General features: G+C 30.1%; 15 protein-coding genes. 2 read left to right on the top strand and 13 right to left on the bottom strand.

Features of this window, described 5'->3' with window-relative positions; all coding sequences use genetic code 11:
- Positions 1-109: 109 nt before the first annotated feature.
- The 3 genes from topA to RATSFB_RS03245 form a co-directional block, all read right to left on the bottom strand.
- The gene (topA, locus tag RATSFB_RS03255) at positions 110-2,161 is read right to left on the bottom strand and encodes a type I DNA topoisomerase (protein ID WP_014094621.1); all 2,052 of its coding nucleotides are present in this window, start codon (positions 2,159-2,161) and stop codon (positions 110-112) included.
- Between the two features lie 141 nt (positions 2,162-2,302).
- Positions 2,303-3,403, bottom strand: a complete 1,101-nt coding sequence (gene dprA / locus RATSFB_RS03250) for a DNA-processing protein DprA (protein WP_014094620.1) — start codon at positions 3,401-3,403, stop codon at positions 2,303-2,305.
- Between the two features lie 21 nt (positions 3,404-3,424).
- Positions 3,425-4,951, bottom strand: coding sequence for a YifB family Mg chelatase-like AAA ATPase (locus RATSFB_RS03245; protein WP_014094619.1), 1,527 nt, complete (start codon positions 4,949-4,951; stop codon positions 3,425-3,427).
- 143 nt (positions 4,952-5,094) lie between these two features.
- Here RATSFB_RS03245 and cls point away from each other — a divergent pair, with 143 nt between their 5' ends.
- Together cls and RATSFB_RS03235 are read left to right on the top strand one after the other, a co-directional pair.
- Positions 5,095-6,543: a cardiolipin synthase gene (cls, locus tag RATSFB_RS03240; protein ID WP_014094618.1), complete on the top strand. Its 1,449-nt coding sequence runs from the start codon at positions 5,095-5,097 to the stop codon at positions 6,541-6,543.
- Between the two features lie 98 nt (positions 6,544-6,641).
- Complete coding sequence (locus RATSFB_RS03235) at positions 6,642-7,976, top strand: class I SAM-dependent methyltransferase (protein ID WP_014094617.1); 1,335 nt, start codon at positions 6,642-6,644, stop codon at positions 7,974-7,976.
- A gap of 12 nt (positions 7,977-7,988) precedes the next feature.
- Here RATSFB_RS03235 and RATSFB_RS03230 read toward each other — a convergent pair whose 3' ends face one another.
- From RATSFB_RS03230 to RATSFB_RS03185, 10 genes are all read right to left on the bottom strand, one after another.
- Positions 7,989-8,270: a PTS sugar transporter subunit IIB gene (locus tag RATSFB_RS03230; RefSeq protein ID WP_014094616.1), complete on the bottom strand. Its 282-nt coding sequence runs from the start codon at positions 8,268-8,270 to the stop codon at positions 7,989-7,991.
- Between the two features lie 36 nt (positions 8,271-8,306).
- On the bottom strand, positions 8,307-9,692 hold the full coding sequence (locus RATSFB_RS03225; RefSeq protein WP_014094615.1) for a PTS ascorbate transporter subunit IIC: 1,386 nt from the start codon (positions 9,690-9,692) through the stop codon (positions 8,307-8,309).
- A 17-nt stretch (positions 9,693-9,709) separates the two neighbouring features.
- Positions 9,710-10,138 carry a PTS sugar transporter subunit IIA gene (locus RATSFB_RS03220; protein WP_014094614.1) on the bottom strand — a complete coding sequence of 143 codons (429 nt, stop codon included), beginning with the start codon at positions 10,136-10,138 and terminating at the stop codon, positions 9,710-9,712.
- Positions 10,139-10,279: 141 nt separating this feature from the next.
- Entirely contained in the window at positions 10,280-12,268 is a 1,989-nt protein-coding gene (locus RATSFB_RS03215) for a BglG family transcription antiterminator (RefSeq protein ID WP_242821423.1), read from the bottom strand.
- Between the two features lie 67 nt (positions 12,269-12,335).
- Positions 12,336-12,767, bottom strand: coding sequence for a GNAT family N-acetyltransferase (locus tag RATSFB_RS03210; protein ID WP_014094612.1), 432 nt, complete (start codon positions 12,765-12,767; stop codon positions 12,336-12,338).
- A 150-nt stretch (positions 12,768-12,917) separates the two neighbouring features.
- A complete protein-coding gene (locus tag RATSFB_RS03205) occupies positions 12,918-13,259 on the bottom strand; it encodes a hypothetical protein (RefSeq protein ID WP_014094611.1) in 342 nt (113 codons plus the stop codon).
- A 39-nt stretch (positions 13,260-13,298) separates the two neighbouring features.
- Positions 13,299-13,898: a DUF5780 domain-containing protein gene (locus tag RATSFB_RS03200; RefSeq protein WP_044035534.1), complete on the bottom strand. Its 600-nt coding sequence runs from the start codon at positions 13,896-13,898 to the stop codon at positions 13,299-13,301.
- Positions 13,899-14,109: 211 nt separating this feature from the next.
- On the bottom strand, positions 14,110-17,325 hold the full coding sequence (locus RATSFB_RS03195) for a type I restriction endonuclease subunit R (protein ID WP_014094609.1): 3,216 nt from the start codon (positions 17,323-17,325) through the stop codon (positions 14,110-14,112).
- Positions 17,326-17,343: 18 nt separating this feature from the next.
- Entirely contained in the window at positions 17,344-18,525 is a 1,182-nt protein-coding gene (locus RATSFB_RS03190) for a restriction endonuclease subunit S (RefSeq protein ID WP_014094608.1), read from the bottom strand.
- Positions 18,518-20,104 (bottom strand): type I restriction-modification system subunit M, encoded by a 1,587-nt coding sequence (locus RATSFB_RS03185; protein ID WP_014094607.1) that lies wholly within the window; start codon positions 20,102-20,104, stop codon positions 18,518-18,520. Before RATSFB_RS03185 ends, RATSFB_RS03190 begins: the two co-directional genes overlap by 8 nt.
- Positions 20,105-20,264: the final 160 nt, after the last annotated feature.

Below are 20,264 nucleotides of genomic sequence, written 5' to 3'. Positions count from 1 at the left end.
CCATATTTTAAACCAAACTTTTCAAAAGCACCAAGATTTAAACTAGGTGATGTGCTTAATCATTCTCTAATATATCACATAGGTAATAAAGCATCAATAAAAATTTTATTTATTCTTTACAGTTTTCATCGATACATTCATAAACTTCTTGTTTTCTTTTAATTTTTTTAACAGTTATACCACCGCATCTAGAACATTTCACATCGCTCGGTTCATTCCATGATACAAAATCACACTCCGGATAATTATTACATCCATAGAATACTTTGCCTTTTTTACTTTTTCTTACATTAATCTCTCCGCCACATTTTGGGCACGAGACATTTAGTTTTTGAGTAATTGATTTAGTATTTTTACATTCTGGATACCCTGGGCACGCCAAAAAAACACCATATCTACTGTGTTTCTTCACCATATTACGTCCACATTTATCGCATAAAACATCAGTAACTTCATCTTCAATTACGACTTTCTCAACAGTATTTTCAGCTATATCAATTTTTTCCTTAAGTGGCTTGTAGAATTCATGAACTATGTTCTTCCAATCAACCTTACCTTCTTCTATTCCATCTAATTTTTTTTCCATATCAGCTGTAAAATCTATATCAACAATTTCTGTGAAATTATTTTTTATAAGATCATTAACAATAATTCCTAATTCAGTAGGAACAAATTGTTTATTTTGACGTTTTAAATACATACGATCAAAAAGAGTACTTATAGTTGGCACATATGTACTCGGTCTTCCTATAGATTTTTCTTCCATTAATTTAACAAAAGATGCCTCAGTATACCTTGAAGGAGGCTGCGTGAAATGTTCCACACTTTCTATTTTAATATTATTCAATTCTTCTCCTTCTTCAAAAATTGGTAATATCAAATCTTTGTCATCTTTATCAATTTCATAAACCTTTAAAAATCCATCAAATTTTAATTGAGATCCGCTTAATTTAAATAAATAACCATTATTTTTTATAGAAATAGACATTGTGTTATACACAGCGTTAGCCATTTGACTTGCCAAAAATCTTTTCCATATAAGAGAGTATAATTTATACTGATCATCTTTTAGTGTTTGCTTTGCAATTTCTGGCGTAATCTCAACATTAGTAGGCCTTATAGCCTCATGTGCATCTTGAATATTCTTATTATTTTTCCCATATTGCCTTGGTTTATCAAGTTTATATTTATCCCCATATACTTTTTTAACAAATTCATTTGCTTGATTTAACGAATCGCTTGACAATCTAACAGAATCTGTCCTCATATAAGTAATTAAACCAACAACCCCATATCCTTTAATATCAACTCCTTCATATAATGATTGAGCAACAGACATGGTCTTCTTAGTTTGAAAATTTAATTTCTTGTAAGCATCCTGTTGAAGAGTGCTCGTAGTAAAAGGTGGTAACGGATATTTATTTTTTATACCTTCCTTTACTTCATCTACAACATACTTGCCTTTAGATAAATCATCCAGTATTTCTGAAACCCTATCCTTTGTTAATTCATCTAATTTTTCTTTGTTCTTTGAATGAAGTTTAAACACATATTTCTTAGAATTCTTTCTTCCAGTGCCTTCTATAGTAAAGTATTGTTTGACTTCAAAATTATTTATTTCGTTCTCTCTGTCACATATTAACTTCAAAGCTGCAGACTGAACTCTACCGGCACTTAATTTAGGCTTCACTGTTTTCCATAAAATTGGACTTATTCCATATCCAACCAACCTATCCACAACTCTTCTAGCTTGTTGTGCATTAACCAAGTTAAGATTAATACTTCTAGCATTCTTGATAGAATTCTTTATAGTTGTTTTAGTTATTTCATTAAACTCAACTCTACACTTTTCACTAAGATCAATCCCCAATATGTATGCTAAGTGCCAAGATATAGCTTCGCCTTCTCTATCCGGGTCTGTCGCTAAAAAAACTTTTTCACTCTTTTTAGAATATTTTTTAAGTGACTTGATAAGGTCAGCTTTACCCCTAACATTTATATAGTTAGGCTCATAATCATCTTCGATGTTTACACCCAATCTACTTTTAGGTAAATCTCTAATATGTCCCATAGATGCAACAACTTCATAATTCAAGCCTAGATATTTTTTTATAGTTTTAGCTTTTGCTGGCGATTCAACGATAACTAAATATTTTGCCATATTTTAATCCCAAAGGATCAGTAATCCCTCCATTCCCCTTAAGCAACATTAATTAAGTATGTAATTTTTTAAATATAATATATTTTTTTTCATATATAGTCAATGCCAAAAAATAATTTCAATTTATCTGAAATAATTATTTTAAATTGCCTTTAATTGATAAAAATTACCTGTAGATGCTTCAATAATATTTAAACTTTCCAGTTCAAATAATATTTTATAAATATCAACCACATTAATCCCAGTTTCATTTGCAATTTCATCAACATTGCTAGGCCTATTCTTTATCAATGAAAAAACTTTGTACTTTGAAGGATCGGATAACAATTCTTCGTAATTTCTTCCAACAATATTATTAGTATTTCTGTTTAATTTAAAAATATCATACAAATCTTTAATTTCTGAAATTATGCTAGCACCATCTCTTATTAATTTATTGCAGCCCATGCTCTTATCCCAAAAGATAGGTCCCGGAACTGCTGCTATATCTTTTCCATAATCTAGTGCATATTTCACGGTTATCATTGTTCCGCTCTTTTCTTTAGCTTCAATAACTATAAGTCCATCTCCAATAGCACTAATTATACGATTACGTTGAGGAAAATTAAATTTATCCGGATTTGTGTACACATCATATTCGGATAGTATACAACCATTCTGCCCTATTTCGTTAAAATAGTGGAAATTTTCTTTGGGATAGTAATTCAATAATCCAGATCCAAGAACACAGATAGGTATTCCGTTGTTTTCTAAACAAATTTTGTGAGATAGTATATCAATTCCTCTAGCTCCTCCGCTAACCACCCCAACATTATTTAAACTTAATTCTCTTGATATTTTCTTGCACACTTCTTCTCCATATGGAGTTGCATTTCTAGTTCCGATAATTGAAATAGAATAATTGTTCAATAAATTTATGTTTCCTTTGTAAAATATTGAAAATGGTTTATTGTCAATATTTTTAAATTTATCAGGATATTCGTCATCACCAAATTTTACAAATTTTATATTATTCTTTTCAAGAAGAGCATTGTATTTATTCACATCAAAATCATCTTTTAATTCTTTATAGGTTTTAACAAATTTGTCGTATTCGTTTAAATTTAGATAATTTAAATTTCCACGTTCTATCAATTCTTTGTATATTTCTTCAGATATTTTGAAATCTTCCATAAGTTTAATCTTAATATTTGAGCTTACATTTGTCTTCAAAATCCAATAATCATAAAAATTCACACTCATCATCCTTTCTAATATCTACCATTAAATAACTTGATTGTTTATAAATTTTCTGTAATTTATAACTTCCATTATGTGTCCATCATTAATATTTTCGCTTTGATTTAAATCAGCTATGGTTCTTGCAATTTTTAAAATTTTAAAATATGAACGAGTCGATATATTCTCTTTACGGTAAATTGTTTCGAGGATTTGTTTACTGGATGGACTAAGCTTACAGAATTTATTAACTAGCTCATTATTCATCTGAGAATTATATTTCATTCCATATTTTTTAAATCTAAAATGTTGAATTTCACGTGCCTTAACTACAGTTTTCAAAACCTCTTCACTAGTTAACCTCATATCTTTCTTATCCCCTATATCTACATAATCAATCACGGGAGTATATGAAAATATATCAACACGATCAAGCAAACTCTTAGAAATTTTATTTATGTACCGTTCTCTCTTAACAACATCACAAACGCACTGTTTTATAGCACTATTATTTAAATAATTTCCACATGGGCAAAGGTTTGTTGCTCCTAAAAGTATAAAATTACTCGGAAACTCTATTATTTCGTTATTTTTATTGAATTGTATCTTCCTATCTTCCAGAACTTTTCTTAAAGCCTCAAGCGTTTCACGTTTAAACTCAAGCATCTCGTCCAAAAACAAAACTCCATTATTGCCAAGAATCATCTCACCAACTTTATTTTCACGTCCACTACCAATTAATGAACTTTTAGAAATCGTGTGACTTACTTCTCTAAATACAGGTTGTCTATAATTTTCTTGTATTGATGTAAAATTATAAATTCTTCCTTTATCCAAACTTTCTTCATATGTAAGATCAGGCAAAATAGATTTGAACGATTTTGCAAGCATGGTCTTGCCACTTCCAACCGGACCATAAAGAATTATGTTATGGAATCCAGCAGCTGCTATTTGAATAGCTCGTTTACTACTAACATGCCCCAAAATATCTTCTAAATTTATATCATTTACATCTTTTTCACACCTTTTTTTAGGTTTTAATTTAATGTTACTTACTATTCCCTTTTCAGCGTAAGCTATAAAACTTTTAAGATTGTTAAAATAATTTAATTTTACATCTTGAATGATTTCCGTTTCATCATAGTTGTCCTCTGGCAAAACATAATTATTATATCCTTCGTCTTTTCCATCTAAAATAATCGGTATACTGCCTTTAACACTTTTGATATGTCCATCTAGTGACAACTCCCCGATTATTATAGTATTAAATAAATTTTTGATTGGGTTTATTTGTTTAGAGCAAATAAGTATTCCTGTAGCTATACAAAGATCAAGTAGAGATCCCTCTTTTTTCAAATTCGCCGGTGCTAGATTGACTGTGATTTTACCAAGAGGAAATTTAAATCCACTATTTAAAATTGCACTTCTAACTCTTTCCCTTGATTCTTTAATCTCAACGTTAGCTAGTCCCACTATATTAAAAGATGGTATACCTTTTGTAATTGAAACCTCTATATCTATAATCCGTCCCTTTATGTAATTAAAAGTAGCACTTTTTAATGAAATTACCAAATTTTATCACTCCTTACTCGGAGTATTAACAACAGAAAATAATTTTATTCACTTAAGATATGGCATTTTTAAATTAATTTTTGTAAAATATAAACTACGTTTAGATTTATATATTATCGTTATAATTTTTGAAGGAGTATTTTATGGCAATATTAGTTTTAGTATTCTCATGGGTATGTATATCCTTAAACATATTAAGCGTACTAATTATGATATTTTTAGAGAGAAAGGACATTAGGAGTATACAATCTTGGATTCTTGCATTTCTGTTATTACCTCCTATCTTCTCTCTTTATATATATTTTGTATTTGGATGTGGTCCTAAGTTAAATAAGAAGAAAATAGATGAGAGAAATCATAGAATTTTCAATGAATTAGAAAAAATACTCGATTATACTGAATATGATTCATTGCCAGATGATCCAAATCTGGATACCTCTATTGCAAAATTTAATTTTCTTCATAATAAATCAGCCATAACACAATTCAACGATGTAACAATTTTCAACACAGCTTACGATAAATTTGAAGATTTAATCAAAACTATCAAAAGTGCTAAACACACAATTCATATTTTATACTACATAATTAAGAATGATAACATAGGAAATCTTTTGATCGATACACTAGTGAACAAAGTAAAAGAAGGTGTAAAAGTTAGAGTAATTTATGATGATGTGGGTTGCATTTGCGTATCTAAATCTTTATTCAAAAAACTTATAAATGCTGGGGGAGAGGTTTATCCATTTTTCCCTTCATATTTGAAATTTATAAATCTTAACCTAAACTATAGAAATCACCGCAAAATAGTTGTTATAGATGGAAAAATAGGGTATGTTGGTGGCGTAAATGTCGGAGATGAATATATGTCTTTACACAAAAGACTAAGACCTTGGAAAGATTGCCATATAAAAATAGTTGGTGAAGCTGTTAATTTTCTACAACTTCAATTTATGCGTGATCTATCATATGTAAGTAATCACAAGATTGAAACAGAAGATAATTTTATGGAAAAATATTTTCCTAAATCTGAAGTTAAAAATAAGGCATGCACCCAAATCGTTGCAAGCGGACCTGATTCAAATAATTATGAAAATATTAAATCTTCGTATATACGAATGATTTATTCTGCTAAAAAAGAACTTTTAATTCAAACTCCATATCTTGCACTAGATGACAATTTATTATCATCAATTATAAGCACTGCAAAATCTGGAGTTAAAGTTAAAATAATGATTCCAAAAATATACGATAAAAGAATTGTTTATCGAGCATCAACATCATATGTTAATCAGTTAATAGAAGCTGGGGTAGATGTATATCTATATAATGGATTTATCCATTCAAAAGTTATTGTTATGGATAATAGTGTTACATCAATTGGAACTGCAAACTTTAACATGAGAAGTTTTTCATTAAATTTTGAAATTAATGCGTTTATCACAGATTTTGAAATAGCTAGACAGGCTAAAGAAATTTTTTATGAAGATATAAAGAGCTCAACAAAACTAGATGAAAATTTTGAAAAGAATAAACCCCTATTAGTAAAATTAGAAGAATCAATTTGTAGATTATTTGTATTGCTATTTTAAAAGTGGAACTTAATAAAAGTTCCACTTTTTTTGATACAGTGCTATAATCTCAACTATAAAGCATTTCAAGCTGTATAAAAATTTAAGGAGTTTTATTTATGACACATACAAAACTATTAACTGACTTTTTATCTACACTATATAAATTTATCGATTACACTAACACTTTAAGCTTAAATGATGTTCATCAAAACAATAATGATATTTTTATAGAAACTTTTAATCACTTAGCTAATTTTGCAAACCAAATACCCGTTGAACTTGAAACCATTAAAAATGATTTAATCACAAATCCAAACAATAAACAAGTGATGATTAAATACAAACAAATTTTGTTATCGTGTTCAATAAATGAAGTCATTGAAAAACTGAAATCATTTTACATAGATTATAAAAATGTTTATCCTCAGCTGACTAAAGACCAATTAGATTTAATGTTAAAAATTAGGGACAAGTTTAATTTAAGTGATTCAGCACTCTCCCTAGTATTAATTTTTATATCAAAATTATGTAGAACATCATTTCCTTCAATATCTTTTGATTTGATTATGGAAGCCTTTAAAATTAAAAATGATTTGGGTAAATTTTTAGGGCTTAATCATCTTAAAAATTATGTTTTTAGTGAATCAACATTATCTAACCAACTCTCATTAAATGCTTGTCCGATTTGCAATGGACAAGGAGAGCCTTTTCATAATTCCCCATGCTATAACATGATTAACTTTAATGATGATTTTTTGCCAAGCAAATTATGGATGAAATGCAATTTATGTGAAAACCTATATTCAAAATATTTCCCTCATAAATTTATGAGTGACAATCCTTCAATTAAAGTAATTAGGAAATCAACTACCCCCCCCCCGTCAAATTTTACAGATATTAACACTCATAACTTAAGAAATTGGTGCGACATATTAAACAATCTAACTAAACATTCCAGCGGAACTAATATCCTTGAAGTTGGAATAGGTAAAGGGGCTTTAATTGCTACGGCTTTAGAATTTGGTTATTCAATAGATTGTATAGAAATAGATGAGAGTGTTGCTTGTGAAATTTCAAATATGTTAGATCATGATATAATTTGTTGTGACTTCTTAAATTTTAAAACGGATAAAACATATGACATTATAACGATGGGAGATGTTATTGAACATTTATCGAATCCAATATATGGGCTTAAAAAAGCTCATTCATTATTAAATAACAATGGAGTGTTATGGATCTCAACTCCAAATTATGAGAGTGCTTTCAATAAACTTCATAAAATAAATGTGGCTATGTGGAACGAACCTTATCACTTAACTTATTTTTCTAAAGTAGGCTTGGAAAATATTGTTAAAAATTTAGGATTCGAAATATTAGATTATCGTATAAGTATAAACTACAATGGCTCAATGGAAATGATATTAAAAAAGAGTAAGAAGCTAGCATAAAGCTAGCTTCTTTTATAGTCCAAAAGCTTCTTTAAGTTTTTCTGTCATTTCATCCATAGAAACTATATTATTCATTCCAATTGCTCTTCCAAATTTTTCAGCGTTAGGAAGTAAATCAGACCCGCAAATAAACAAATCAGCTGATCCTTGAGTAATATCCCCAATTGTAGTATGATCAACTTCAACATCTGCAATCCCAAGACTAGTTAAAGCTTTTTTTGCATTCATCTCCATTAAAAATGATGATCCAAGACCTGAACCACAAACACATAATATTTTTTTAATCTCTGCCATAATAAATTCTCCTTTTAATTCTTTTTTATATATTCTTTAATTTAATTCTTTTTGATTCTTTTTAGATACAAAATTATAAACAATTGGTGCTAAAAATAATACTAAAATCACTGCAAATAATCCATTGCCTGTAACAAATTTAGATAAATTACCAAATAAAATACCAACAACTGTAAAGTCCGCATCAGAAAACGTTGTATTAGCAAAACCAAGTGAACCAAGTACAGGAAGTAATGCTGCAGATAAGAATGTTACTGCAATACCATGAATTAATGATCCGATAATACAACCTTTCAATCCTCCTGTGGCATTTCCACAAACACCAGCAGTTGCACCACAGAAAAAGTGAACTACTGCTCCTGGTAAAATAATCGCTACAGCTATGCCAGCTTTACCCATAAGTGCTAAAACTATTAACCCAATAATTCCTCCTACAAAGGAACATAAAAATCCAATCAATACAGCATTAGGTGCATATGGGAAAATTGTTGGACAATCTAATGCTGGTTTTGCATTTGGTACAAGTTTCTCTGAAATACCTTTAAAAGCAGGTAATATTTCTCCGATTAACATACGCACACCAGATAATACGATATAAATACCTCCAGAAAACGTTATTGAATTTATTATAGAATATAGAATCCAATTGCTTTCACCAAAAATAGATGCTGCTTGACTATTATGTCCGAAATTCGCTACTCCAGCTACAACTATATAACAGAAAAACATCACAATAGCAATTGATACCATATTATCCCTAAGGAAAGATAATCCTTTAGGAAATTTTACATCTTCTGTTGTACGACCTTTGTTGTTTTTATTGCATAATTTTCCAATTTGTCCACTTAACCAATAACAACTACTTCCAAAGTGGCCAAAAGCAAGCGAATCATCTCCAGTAATTTTCCTCATAATTGGTTGCATGATTGCTGGAAACAGAGCCATAACAAATCCTAAAAGTAATGCTCCTCCTACAATCAATTGCCATCCACTTAATCCTGCAATTGATAAAATGATCGCAATCAAACAAGCCATATATAATGAATGGTGTCCTGTAAGGAAAATATATTTCCATCTTGAGAATCGTGCCATTACAATATTTGCACACATACCTAATGCAAATATAGCTGAAGTTTCAACTGCAAATTCATTTAATCCAAGAGAAGTTATTGCTTCATTATTTGGAACAACTCCTTGTATTCCAAAAGCTAATTGAAATAAATCACCAAATGGAATAATTGCTGACTGGACAACAGAGGCTCCAGCATTCAATACAAGGAATCCCAAAATTGTCTTAATTGTCCCTTTAATAATAGATTGTGCATCCTTCTTTTGTAACAATAATCCAATCATCGCTATAATCCCTACAAAAATTGCAGGTGTAGATAAAATTTGTTGAATAATATTCAAAATTTCACGCATTCTCTTTTTCTCCTTCCTTAATTAAAATAACCATATAACGTTTCTACATTATCTGATTTTAAGATATTATTAACTTTTTCTTTGTCCTGTAGAATTTCAGAAATTTTCATTAGTGCATTTAGATGACCGCTAGAATCCACAGCTGCCAATGTCAAAAATAATCGTGCCACAGCATTTTCTTTGTCAAACTTTATTTCGTTTTTAAATAAAGTGATTGCAATTTGACTTTTAAGCACACCATCTTCTGGTCTTGCATGTGGTAAAGCAATAGAAGGTGCTATTATAATGTAACTCCCAAGTTTCTCAACTCCTGAGATAATTGCCTCTTTATACCTAGGCTCTACATATCCTCCTTCTTCAAGTGGCATTACCGAAATTCTAATGGCTTCTCTCCAGTCGCTAGCACCATCTATTAATCTTACATTTTTTTTATCTAGCAAATCCATGCTTGACCATCTCCTTTCTGTTCTCCTATATCAAAATCATAATACTTCCATGCATAAACTAGAAGTCCAAATGTAATCGTATAAATGTGCAATAAACAATACTCACTAAATAAAAAAGACACCAACAAAGAGTCGATGTCTTTATAATATTTCATTTAAAATTTCAAAGATTTCCATTTTAGTATTCGCATTAACAAATCTTTCAATTATATCTTTATCCTCAGCAATTTTGAAAATATCATTCAAAATTTTCAAATGTCTTTCATGATCTACTGCAGCTAAAACAAATATAATTTCAGCTCGTTTTCCCTCTCTAAACAAAATCGGATTTTTAAACACAGCCATAGAAATATCCATTTTGTTCACACCATCTTCAGGTTTTGCATGTGCAAGCATGATCCTATCAGTTATAAACATATATGATCCATAATACATCGTTTGAAAATTAATAACATCAAGATATCTTTTCTCTATACTTCCATTCTCAACAAGACATTCGCCTGCAAGATAAACACTATCTTGCAAAACCAAACTTTCATCACTTATCATAATTTTTGATAAACTTAAACATTCCAATATTCCATTTTCTTTTTCCGATACAGAAATATCAAGATTTTTTGAATGACCTTGCAAACACTGAACAATATCTTTTTGCAAATTTTTGTATTGTGATTTATCGACATATTTTTTTATCGTATTAAACAGCAGATTGGAAATTTTATTTTTCTGAACTCCATGCACCATATGATGATTCAATATGTATTCTCTATCTTCATCCATAAGTATAGGGTTAACCACGATAACGGGTACTATGGTTTTGATGTTAACTGTTGAAATTATAAGATCACAAATATCTTGAGCATTAATTATGTCTACCGCCGAAACAACACCAACGATTTCTATATCTGAAAGTAATTTCAGCACTTCACGCTTTATCATGTTTCCTGTTGAAATCCCATTTACACACACAATTAATATTCTAAGTTTATTTCCCTGATATTTGCAAACTTTTAAATACGCACCAAAGTGCAACGATAGATACGCAACTTCACTATCTGGTATCGGCAAACCAATAATTTGCTCCAAATAACGGGATACTTTTCTTGTAATATCAAACAAGTTCGGATATTCTCTAATAATATCATTGCCAAATGGATTCCCTATTTGTATTCCATATTTATATCGATACATCGACGTTTTGATATGAACAAATAATGCTCGCTCTAATTCTTCTTTATCTTCAAAATTCACACACGCAGTTTTCTCAAATTCTGTCACAAGGGCTTTTGTAATTCCATAAACTGATTGATCAGCCCTATCTTCAAAGAATTTGTCCGTCGCTACAGATACACGTGAAGCAAGAAGATGAAGACACAAATATATCTTTTCATTCTCCTCAAGCTCATCAAAATATTTTTCAACTAATTGAAATTCTTTAATTCTAAAAATTTCCTCTTTTTTCAATCCACTAAAATGCAATTTCTCCCTATAGTTATGCATAACGGGCATTAAAGCAGCTAAGGATAATAAATCTCCTTCCATATATTCAATCTTCAATTCATTCTTTAACAAATTCAAACATTCATAATTTTTGTATATCTTCTCTCTATCAAAAAAATTTAAAACTCCTTCGTTGAACAACGCTCTTAACTTATTGAAATACAAGAAAAACAAAGCACATTTCCTAACAGCATCTCCAACAACCTCATATCCTTTCTTAGATTCATATTTTAAATCTAATTCATATTTGCGGAGTTTTTGGATAGCAATCTTCATATCACCAAACACAGTATTACGACTAACTTTACAAACATCCATAATATGATTAATATAAACAGGTTTCCTACTATGTACAATATAACAAATGATAATTTCAACTCTCTCTGAAGGTAAAAACACATAATATTTTTCCGATATTTTTTCTTCCAACGATTCTTTAATTTTAAATTTATCCTCTTGAGAAAGCAGAATTCCCTTTCCACGTTCAACCTCAAGCTCTTTTATTCCTCGTTCCTCCAACCATTCATTAATATTACATAAATCATAATAGATACTTCGTCTAGATACCCCAGTAATATCTGCAATTTTTTGAAGAGAAACATAATCATTTTCCCACAAAAGAAGACGCATAATTTTTTTGCACCGTTCGTTGAGATTACATACTAACATCTTCACATCCCCCAAAATTAATAATATCTTATAATTTTAGATTCATCGCAATATGTGGAATTCCATCTCGTATAAATTCATCTGAACAAACCTCGAAACCTACAAGTTCATAAAATCCTACAGCATAACTTTGTGCATCTATATAAATTTCTTTAGGATTCATTTTATTTTTAATATGTTCAATTCCTTCTTTTAACAATTTCCTTCCAATACCTTTACCATGATAAAGAGTCAATACTCTACCCATTTGCACAACATTATCTTCTTTAAAAAAAGCTCTAACATATCCAACTACTCTTCTGTTGTCTTCGAAAAATATATGAAGACTTTGATAATCTTTGTCATCCAAATCTTGATGTGTAGACTTCTGCTCTACAACAAAAATTTCCATTCTCGATTTCAAAATTTCATATAACTCTATAGTTGTTAATTCTTCAAAATATTTTACAACAAGCCTCACTATCACACATCTCCCTTACTACAAACTATCTTCTATTAAATTCATTATCACGCAATAAATTATACTTGATTTATCTTCAAATTAAAATATTGACATACGACAAAGAACAATTAAATCCCCCTTAAAAAACAAGAAAGGACAGCTAATTAGCTATCCTTTCTTTCCCATTTTGGCATATCCTACGAAACATAAAATTACTTGGATAATTACAAATATCCCGTATAAAATCATAAAGAAAATGGATACAGAATACAAAATTCCCGATACTAAAGCTGCCCATCGTTTATTCATTCCCCATCCTATCCAATTAAATAAAACGCCTAATAAAACCATAAAAACATGCGGTGCAACCAAAAAACTTGCTATACCTACTCCTACAACTTCTGCTCCACTTGATGATGAAGCTAACCCATTGAGAAAATAACTAAAAATATAAATTAGATAAAGTGTGCTAAAAACAGCAGACACTAATAATAATTTACTTCTCTTCATTATTAATAAACCTTTCCTTCAATAACAATATATTTTTGTCTATTCAACTAACTTTTTGTCAACATACATTTTTTTAAATTCCTCTAGTAATGGATTTTCCCAAGTATTACCATCAAAATCAGTATAAGAAATCACTATTGGCTTAAATTTTGCTATATTATCATTATCTATAGATAATCCAGAATTTTCACCATAAGATGTTCCATTAACTAGGTTAACATCATTACAATTTACTCGTTTAAAATATTCTCCATCAGTAAAATCATACTTACTCTTTATTTTAACAGGAAAATTATTAGCATCCCAAGCTACAAATCCTAAAACAGCATTCTTTATATCTGTACCACTATCATTTTGAAAAACTGCAGATAAAAGATCAGGCTGTAAAAATTTTTTATCTTGAGAAATGTACTCCGTTTTTATAATTTTAACAGGTTGATTATTTAGAGCTTCATCTAACTCTGCTGAAGTCATTTCCTTCTTCTCCTCTTTTTTAGGTTCTTCTTGTACTTGAGTTGTATCATTTTGAACAGTACTTACAGTGCTTGTACTATTTTTATTATTATTTGTAGCACATGAAACGGTTGCAATACCAACACTAGTGATAACACATATTGACAATAATATTTTTCGTAACATAATTAATATCCTCCTAAAAATTAATGTAACAAAATCTAAAACACCATTTATTTAATACATGAAAATAACGACCCATACATTATAAAAAAAAAAAAGGTCCGTCAAGATCAAAATTTCATATTTTTACATAATTTTTGGTTTTTTGAGATATTTCACAAAAAAATACACCCAACTTTACGTTGGGTGCTAAATGAATTTATTTAATGTTAAACTAATCGTTACTTTGACCTGTACCTACCAAAACTGGCTCCTTAATTTCTTCACTAGTTTGATCTAATTCTCTTGCTAATTCCTTGAATCCTAAAATCCCAGAATATCTTTCAAATAATTCTTTTAGTTTGTATATAATGCTCTGTTTCTTTTCAGCACGACTCATTCCACTACTTCTATCCAATCTTGACATAGATGGCATAAAACTATTGATGTCTGTTCCGTATGTTTTAATCTCTCCATTGCGGAATGCATTTTTCAAAAATATTTTCGTTGCTTCTAAATTTAAATTTTCAGATTTCACAATGTTTTCTACATCTTCTTCATATTTTGATATAACATACTTATCCCATTCATTAAAAATATCATCTGTTACATCAACTGTTTTAATGAACGATTCAATAAGTTGTCTTTTGCTTCGAAGTTCAGGGCTTGCGTTAATTGCTTTGTTTATTGTAATAATTACTTCTTTGTCTTTACAATTAGTATCGTGATACTTTTTGACAAGCATAAGGATATAATCAATATTGATTTCTATTTCTTTAATAAATTCCACTTCAAATACAACGTCATCACCAACATCCATTTTTTCTCCAGAATCTCTTTTAATATTCCATTCATCACGGATATCTTGATATTTTCCAAGATAATCCTGAAAGTCACGCTCTGTTATCAGCTCTTTTCCAGCAAATTCATCAAACGATATTAACAAATTACGCATACGAAGAATTGCACCAAAAAGTAATACAAATTCTTCTTGATTTTTTTCTCCAATAATATTTGGGTCCGAAACAGGGAAATTTTCCTTCAATTTTTCAACCATTTCTAAATATCCTGGTATTCGTTTACCATCTTTATCTGTGTATCCATAGTAATAATCTTTAAAACTATTTAAAATAATAACTCTTTTTGCATCATCATCTCCAAAAACCACGAGTGCATCATCAACACATTTTTGAAGATTTCTAAAACACACAATATTTCCATGACTCTTAACAGAATTAAAAATTCGATTAGTCCTTGAAAATGCCTGAATAAGTCCGTGCATTTTTAAATTTTTATCTACCCAAAGCGTATTTAATGTAGTAGCATCAAATCCTGTCAAAAACATATTAACCACAATAAGAAGATCCAATTCTTTATTCTTCATACGAAGAGATACATCTTTATAATAGTTTTGAAATTTTTCACTTGAGGTATCATAATTCGTATGGAACATTTTGTTATAATCTTCTATGGCTTCCTCGAGAAAATCACGAGAAGATTTATCAAGAGATGAAGCATTCTCTGGGTTTTCATCTCCCAAATCTCCATCATACTCTTCTTCATTAGCTCCAAAACTAAATATAGTCGCAATACGCAATTTATTTTTAGGGTCTTCTCCCATTTGCCTTTTGAATTCATCATAATAAAGTTTTGCCATGTTAACAGAGGCAACTGCAAAAATAGAATTAAATCCAATGATGTGTTGTTTTTCTTTGATTCCTTCTACAACTCCATGATCTTTAGAAACTATTTCAGAAATATTTGTAAATAAATCATGGAAATAACTATATTTACTGTGTCCTCGATAAGTTTTTAAATCAAATTTATTCAATATATATTTCGTCACACCTTTTATTCTTTCAGGATGCATCATCAACTTTTCACGGTCGATATCATTAACCATTTCATCATCAATTTCATCTTCATGCTGCATATTCATTGTTCTAACATAATCAACTTTAAATCCAAGAACGTTTTTATCATTTATAGCGTTTACAATGGTATACGCATGAAGCTTATCTCCAAAAATATATTCTGTTGTGCATGCTTCTGATTTTTTAAGTGCATTAACTGAAAATACTGGCGTTCCTGTGAATCCGAACAAATAATATTTTGAAAATTTCTTTGTTATTGAAGTGTGCATCTCACCAAACTGACTTCTATGACATTCATCAAAAATAATTACAACGTGCTTTTTATAGACTTTATGGTCAGGATTTTTCTTAACGAATGTAGACAGTTTTTGAATGGTTGTGATTATGATTTTAGAATTTTCATCTTCAAGTTGTCTTGCAAGTATTTTTGTCGTTACATTGCTATTTGCTGAACCTTTTTCAAATCTGTCATATTCTTTCATGGTTTGATAGTCAAGATCTTTACGGTCAACAACAAACAAAACTTTATCAATAAAATTTAGATTAGAGGCTTCTCTCGCAGTTTTGAATGAAGTTAGTGTTTTCCCTGATCCTGTTGTATGCCATATATATCCACCTCCTGCAGTACTTCCGTAAGTTTTACAACTATTAGACATTTTAATTTTATTAATGATAGCTTCTGTTGCGGTTATTTGATACGGACGCATAACGAGGAGAATATTTTCAGAAGTAAATACGCAATATTTCGTGAGGATATTTAATATGGTATGTTTTGCGAAAAATGTTTCTGTGAAATGAATTAAATCTGCAATAGTTTTATTTTTTGCATCTGCCCAAAAAGAAGTGAACTCAAAACTATTACTCGTTTTATTTTTGTTTCTATATGCAGATTGTTTAGAATTTTTGACGGAGTTGAAACGTGTAGTATTTGAATAATATTTAGTATGTGTGCCGTTCGATATAACAAATATTTGAATATATTCATACAAGCCACATCCTGCCCAAAAACTATCGGACTGATAACGATTAATTTGATTGAATGCTTCTTTTATGGCAACCCCTCTACGTTTTAATTCCACATGAACGAGAGGGAAACCGTTAACAAGAATGGTCACATCGTATCTATTGTTATATTTTGCTCCATCTTTTTTCCCAATCACATATTGATTGATAACTTGAACAGAATTATTATGTATATTCTTTTTATCAATTAGGGTTATATTTTTAGAAGAACCATCGTCACATTTTAACACTTGTATGTTGTCCTCTTGAATTTTTTGGGTTTTTTCTACAATATGTTCGTTAGGATTTGCTATAACAGACTTAAAGAAACTATTCCATTCAGAATTACTAAACTTATATTTATTAAGCTCTTCCAATTTTTCTCTTAAGTTATTTTTCAAATCGTTTTCCGTTTTAATCGATAGATATTCATATCCTTGTTCACAAAGCATGTTAATGAATTCTTTTTCAAGTTCAGCCTCGCTTTGATAGTGTTCGGAACGATTTTTCTTAGGAATATATTCATACACAACAGTATTTTCATTTGTTTCAGCTACAACGTTATAAAAAGACATATACATCACCCTTTCTGTTTATTTTTCTTTAAAAGTCAAAAGCTTGTCCCTATAATATTCGTATTGTTTCTTCCTCGCTTCAATCTCTGCAGGGAGTCCTTCAGTTAAATCGTTACAAAGCTTATCAAATTTATCAAGTATTGAAACTATTCTTTCTTGTTCTTCTAAGGAGGGAAGAGGAATTTCTATATCTAATAAATTACTCGGAGTTACTCTAATAACTTTTGTTCCATGTGCTAACCTACGTTTTTGCGTAAAAAACATTTCTGTATAAAAATAATAAGCTAGATAAGATGGGTTTTGATTATGTTTAATAATTACAGCATCTCCACTAATTGCAGCATCTTCATCTCCCAACCAAACTAAACACTTACATAAATCTTTAAGATTTTCGCTCGTTACTGCCATTATGATATCATTCTTCTGAGCTTTCTTTGATTTTTCAAAAATTTCTCCCTCAACAAAACTAATTGTATTTTTAACTTTCATTCCATATTTTGTATATATCTGCCCATAATGAATACATGGAAATCCTTCATCTCTAAAATCTTTTTTCTGAAAATTTCCACCTCTAATTATCGTTGCAACATCCTTGAGTTTTACCCTCGGCACATCATCACCAAACGTAAATAGCTTATCTCTATAATACTCATACTGTTTCTTTCTTGCTGTAAGCTCTGCTGTAAGCTCTGCTGTAAGCTCTGCTGTAAGCTCTGTAAACGAATCTAAAATATGTACAATCTCTTCTTGAATTTCTAGAGGTGGTATTGGGATTTTTATGCTTCCCATAACATTACTCATCAATTTAGGATTACCCATTCCTTTATTCACATATTTTTTTGCATATAATTTTAAAATATAATAAATATATCTAACTAAGTTTTTACTTTTTTCCTTAACTTCTAACATCCCACATATATTAGTTATACTAAATTTACCATATCTATAAAATACTGAACCTGCATGTGCCCCATCTGTTGTCCAAGTTATATATTCACCATCAAAGTCATATGTCGATATTTCTCCAAGTTTACCATCATTTTCAGTCTGTGATGAATAAACAGGATATTCTCCCTTATTATTTCTTAAATAATTTTTAGACATCACTCGACCTCTTGATATATTACAAATAGTTTCCACTTTAAAATACTCAACTCCATCAGGACAAAGTTCTTTTATCAATTTATCAAGTTTACTCATTGTCCCTCTCAATTTCCTCGATAATTTTGTCAATTTCTTTCCTTAACATCTCTTCACGTAAAACGATCTCTTTTATCTCGGAATTAAGCTTCACAATATCAATCTTCTCTCTAGTATCTTCAGCCTCAACATAAGTTGATACAGAAAGATTAAAATCATTCTCTTTAATTTCTTCATAACTAACCAAGCGGGAAATATGATCAATATCCTCACGCTTTGTAAATATTTCAACAATTCTATTAATGTTTTCTTGGTTTAGTTTGTTATTATTCGTATCTTTAACATATTCATTACTCGCATCAATGAAAAGAGTTTTGTTATTCTTCTTATTTTTCTTCATAATCATGATACAAGTCGCAATAGAAGTCCCAAAAAATAAATTTGATGGCAATTGAATAATACAATCAATATAATTTTCGTTTACCAAATACTCACGAATCTTTTTCTCCGATCCCCCACGATACATAATGCCAGGAAAACATACAATCGCACCAGTACCACTCGGTGAAAGCCAAGAAATTATATGCATAACAAAAGCAAGGTCCGCTTTACTCTTCGGTGCAAGCACTCCTGCAGGAGAAAACCTCAAATCACTAATAAGCGTAACATTGTCAGACCCTTCCCACTTAATCGAATATGGAGGATTCGAAACAATCAAATCAAATGGCTGATTATCCCAGTGTTTCGGAGAAACCAAAGTATCATCACATTCAATATTAAATTTGTCAAACCCCACATCATGCAAAAACATATTAATACGACAAAGATTATAAGTCGTTATATTGATCTCTTGTCCAAAAAACCCATCACAAACAGCATCTCTACCCAAAACCTTAAGCGACTTCAAAAGAAGCGAACCACTCCCACATGCTGGATCATAGACTTTGTTTACTTCCTTCTTCCCAACCGTTCCAAGACGAGTTAAAAGTTCAGATACAGCAGCAGGCGTAAAGAACTCACCACCAGATTTGCCAGCATTCGATGCATACATTCCCATCAAATACTCGTAAGCATCACCAAAAGCATCTATATTTTGATCCTTAATAGATGCTAAATTCATATTAGCTATACCATTGATCAACTTTACAAGTTTCTCATTTCTCTTGTAAACATTTGAGCCTAGCTTATTGCTATTAACGTCAAAATCTGTAAACAATCCTGCAAAATTACCTTCAGATTCACTTCCCTGAGATGATTGCTCGATATTACGAAATACCGAATCAAGTTTTTCGTTCAAGCTTGACCTAGCCCATTCGCTATCTGAATTACTTCTCTTCCGTATATTTTCAAAAAGCTCACTAGGAGGAATGTAAAAACCTTTTTCGTCAATAATTTCTTCTCTTAACTCTTCTACCTCTTCATCTGAACATTCCGCAAAATTAAAACTAGCATTTGTCTCAACCTCTCCATCGTTAATATAATTTGTCAAATTTTCCGAAATATAACGATAAAACATCATACCAAGTATGTAATTCTTAAAGTCCCAACCATCTACAGCTCCTCGAAGCTCATCAGCTATCGCCCATATTGCACGATGAATCTCATCTCTCTCTTGTTCGTTTCTAATTCCAACTTCCATTATTCCCCGTATCCTTTCCTTTATAGCCTATCTAATATTTAAATTGCATAAAAACACATTGTATAAATTCAAAAAATATATCGATAATTATACCATGAATTAACACTCAATTCTACTATACTAATTTATTTAGTTATAAAAAAATGGTTGTTATCCATAA

Origin of the sequence: Candidatus Arthromitus sp. SFB-rat-Yit, assembly GCF_000283555.1 — a bacterium.
GTDB lineage: Bacteria > Bacillota > Clostridia > Clostridiales > Clostridiaceae > Dwaynesavagella.
This window is presented reverse-complemented; position numbering and strand designations above follow the sequence as displayed.

What these genes read in the sequence shown, in the direction of transcription:
- topA (WP_014094621.1), bottom strand. Translation starts at nt 2,161, where the DNA reads ATGGCAAAATATTTAGTTATCGTTGAATCGCCAGCAAAAGCTAAAACT.
- dprA (WP_014094620.1), bottom strand. Translation starts at nt 3,403, where the DNA reads ATGAGTGTGAATTTTTATGATTATTGGATTTTGAAGACAAATGTAAGC.
- cls (WP_014094618.1), top strand. Translation starts at nt 5,095, where the DNA reads ATGGCAATATTAGTTTTAGTATTCTCATGGGTATGTATATCCTTAAAC.
- RATSFB_RS03235 (WP_014094617.1), top strand. Translation starts at nt 6,642, where the DNA reads ATGACACATACAAAACTATTAACTGACTTTTTATCTACACTATATAAA.
- RATSFB_RS03230 (WP_014094616.1), bottom strand. Translation starts at nt 8,270, where the DNA reads ATGGCAGAGATTAAAAAAATATTATGTGTTTGTGGTTCAGGTCTTGGA.
- RATSFB_RS03225 (WP_014094615.1), bottom strand. Translation starts at nt 9,692, where the DNA reads ATGCGTGAAATTTTGAATATTATTCAACAAATTTTATCTACACCTGCA.
- RATSFB_RS03220 (WP_014094614.1), bottom strand. Translation starts at nt 10,138, where the DNA reads ATGGATTTGCTAGATAAAAAAAATGTAAGATTAATAGATGGTGCTAGC.
- RATSFB_RS03215 (WP_242821423.1), bottom strand. Translation starts at nt 12,268, where the DNA reads ATGCGTCTTCTTTTGTGGGAAAATGATTATGTTTCTCTTCAAAAAATT.
- RATSFB_RS03205 (WP_014094611.1), bottom strand. Translation starts at nt 13,259, where the DNA reads ATGAAGAGAAGTAAATTATTATTAGTGTCTGCTGTTTTTAGCACACTT.
- RATSFB_RS03200 (WP_044035534.1), bottom strand. Translation starts at nt 13,898, where the DNA reads ATGTTACGAAAAATATTATTGTCAATATGTGTTATCACTAGTGTTGGT.
- RATSFB_RS03195 (WP_014094609.1), bottom strand. Translation starts at nt 17,325, where the DNA reads ATGTCTTTTTATAACGTTGTAGCTGAAACAAATGAAAATACTGTTGTG.
- RATSFB_RS03190 (WP_014094608.1), bottom strand. Translation starts at nt 18,525, where the DNA reads ATGAGTAAACTTGATAAATTGATAAAAGAACTTTGTCCTGATGGAGTT.
- RATSFB_RS03185 (WP_014094607.1), bottom strand. Translation starts at nt 20,104, where the DNA reads ATGGAAGTTGGAATTAGAAACGAACAAGAGAGAGATGAGATTCATCGT.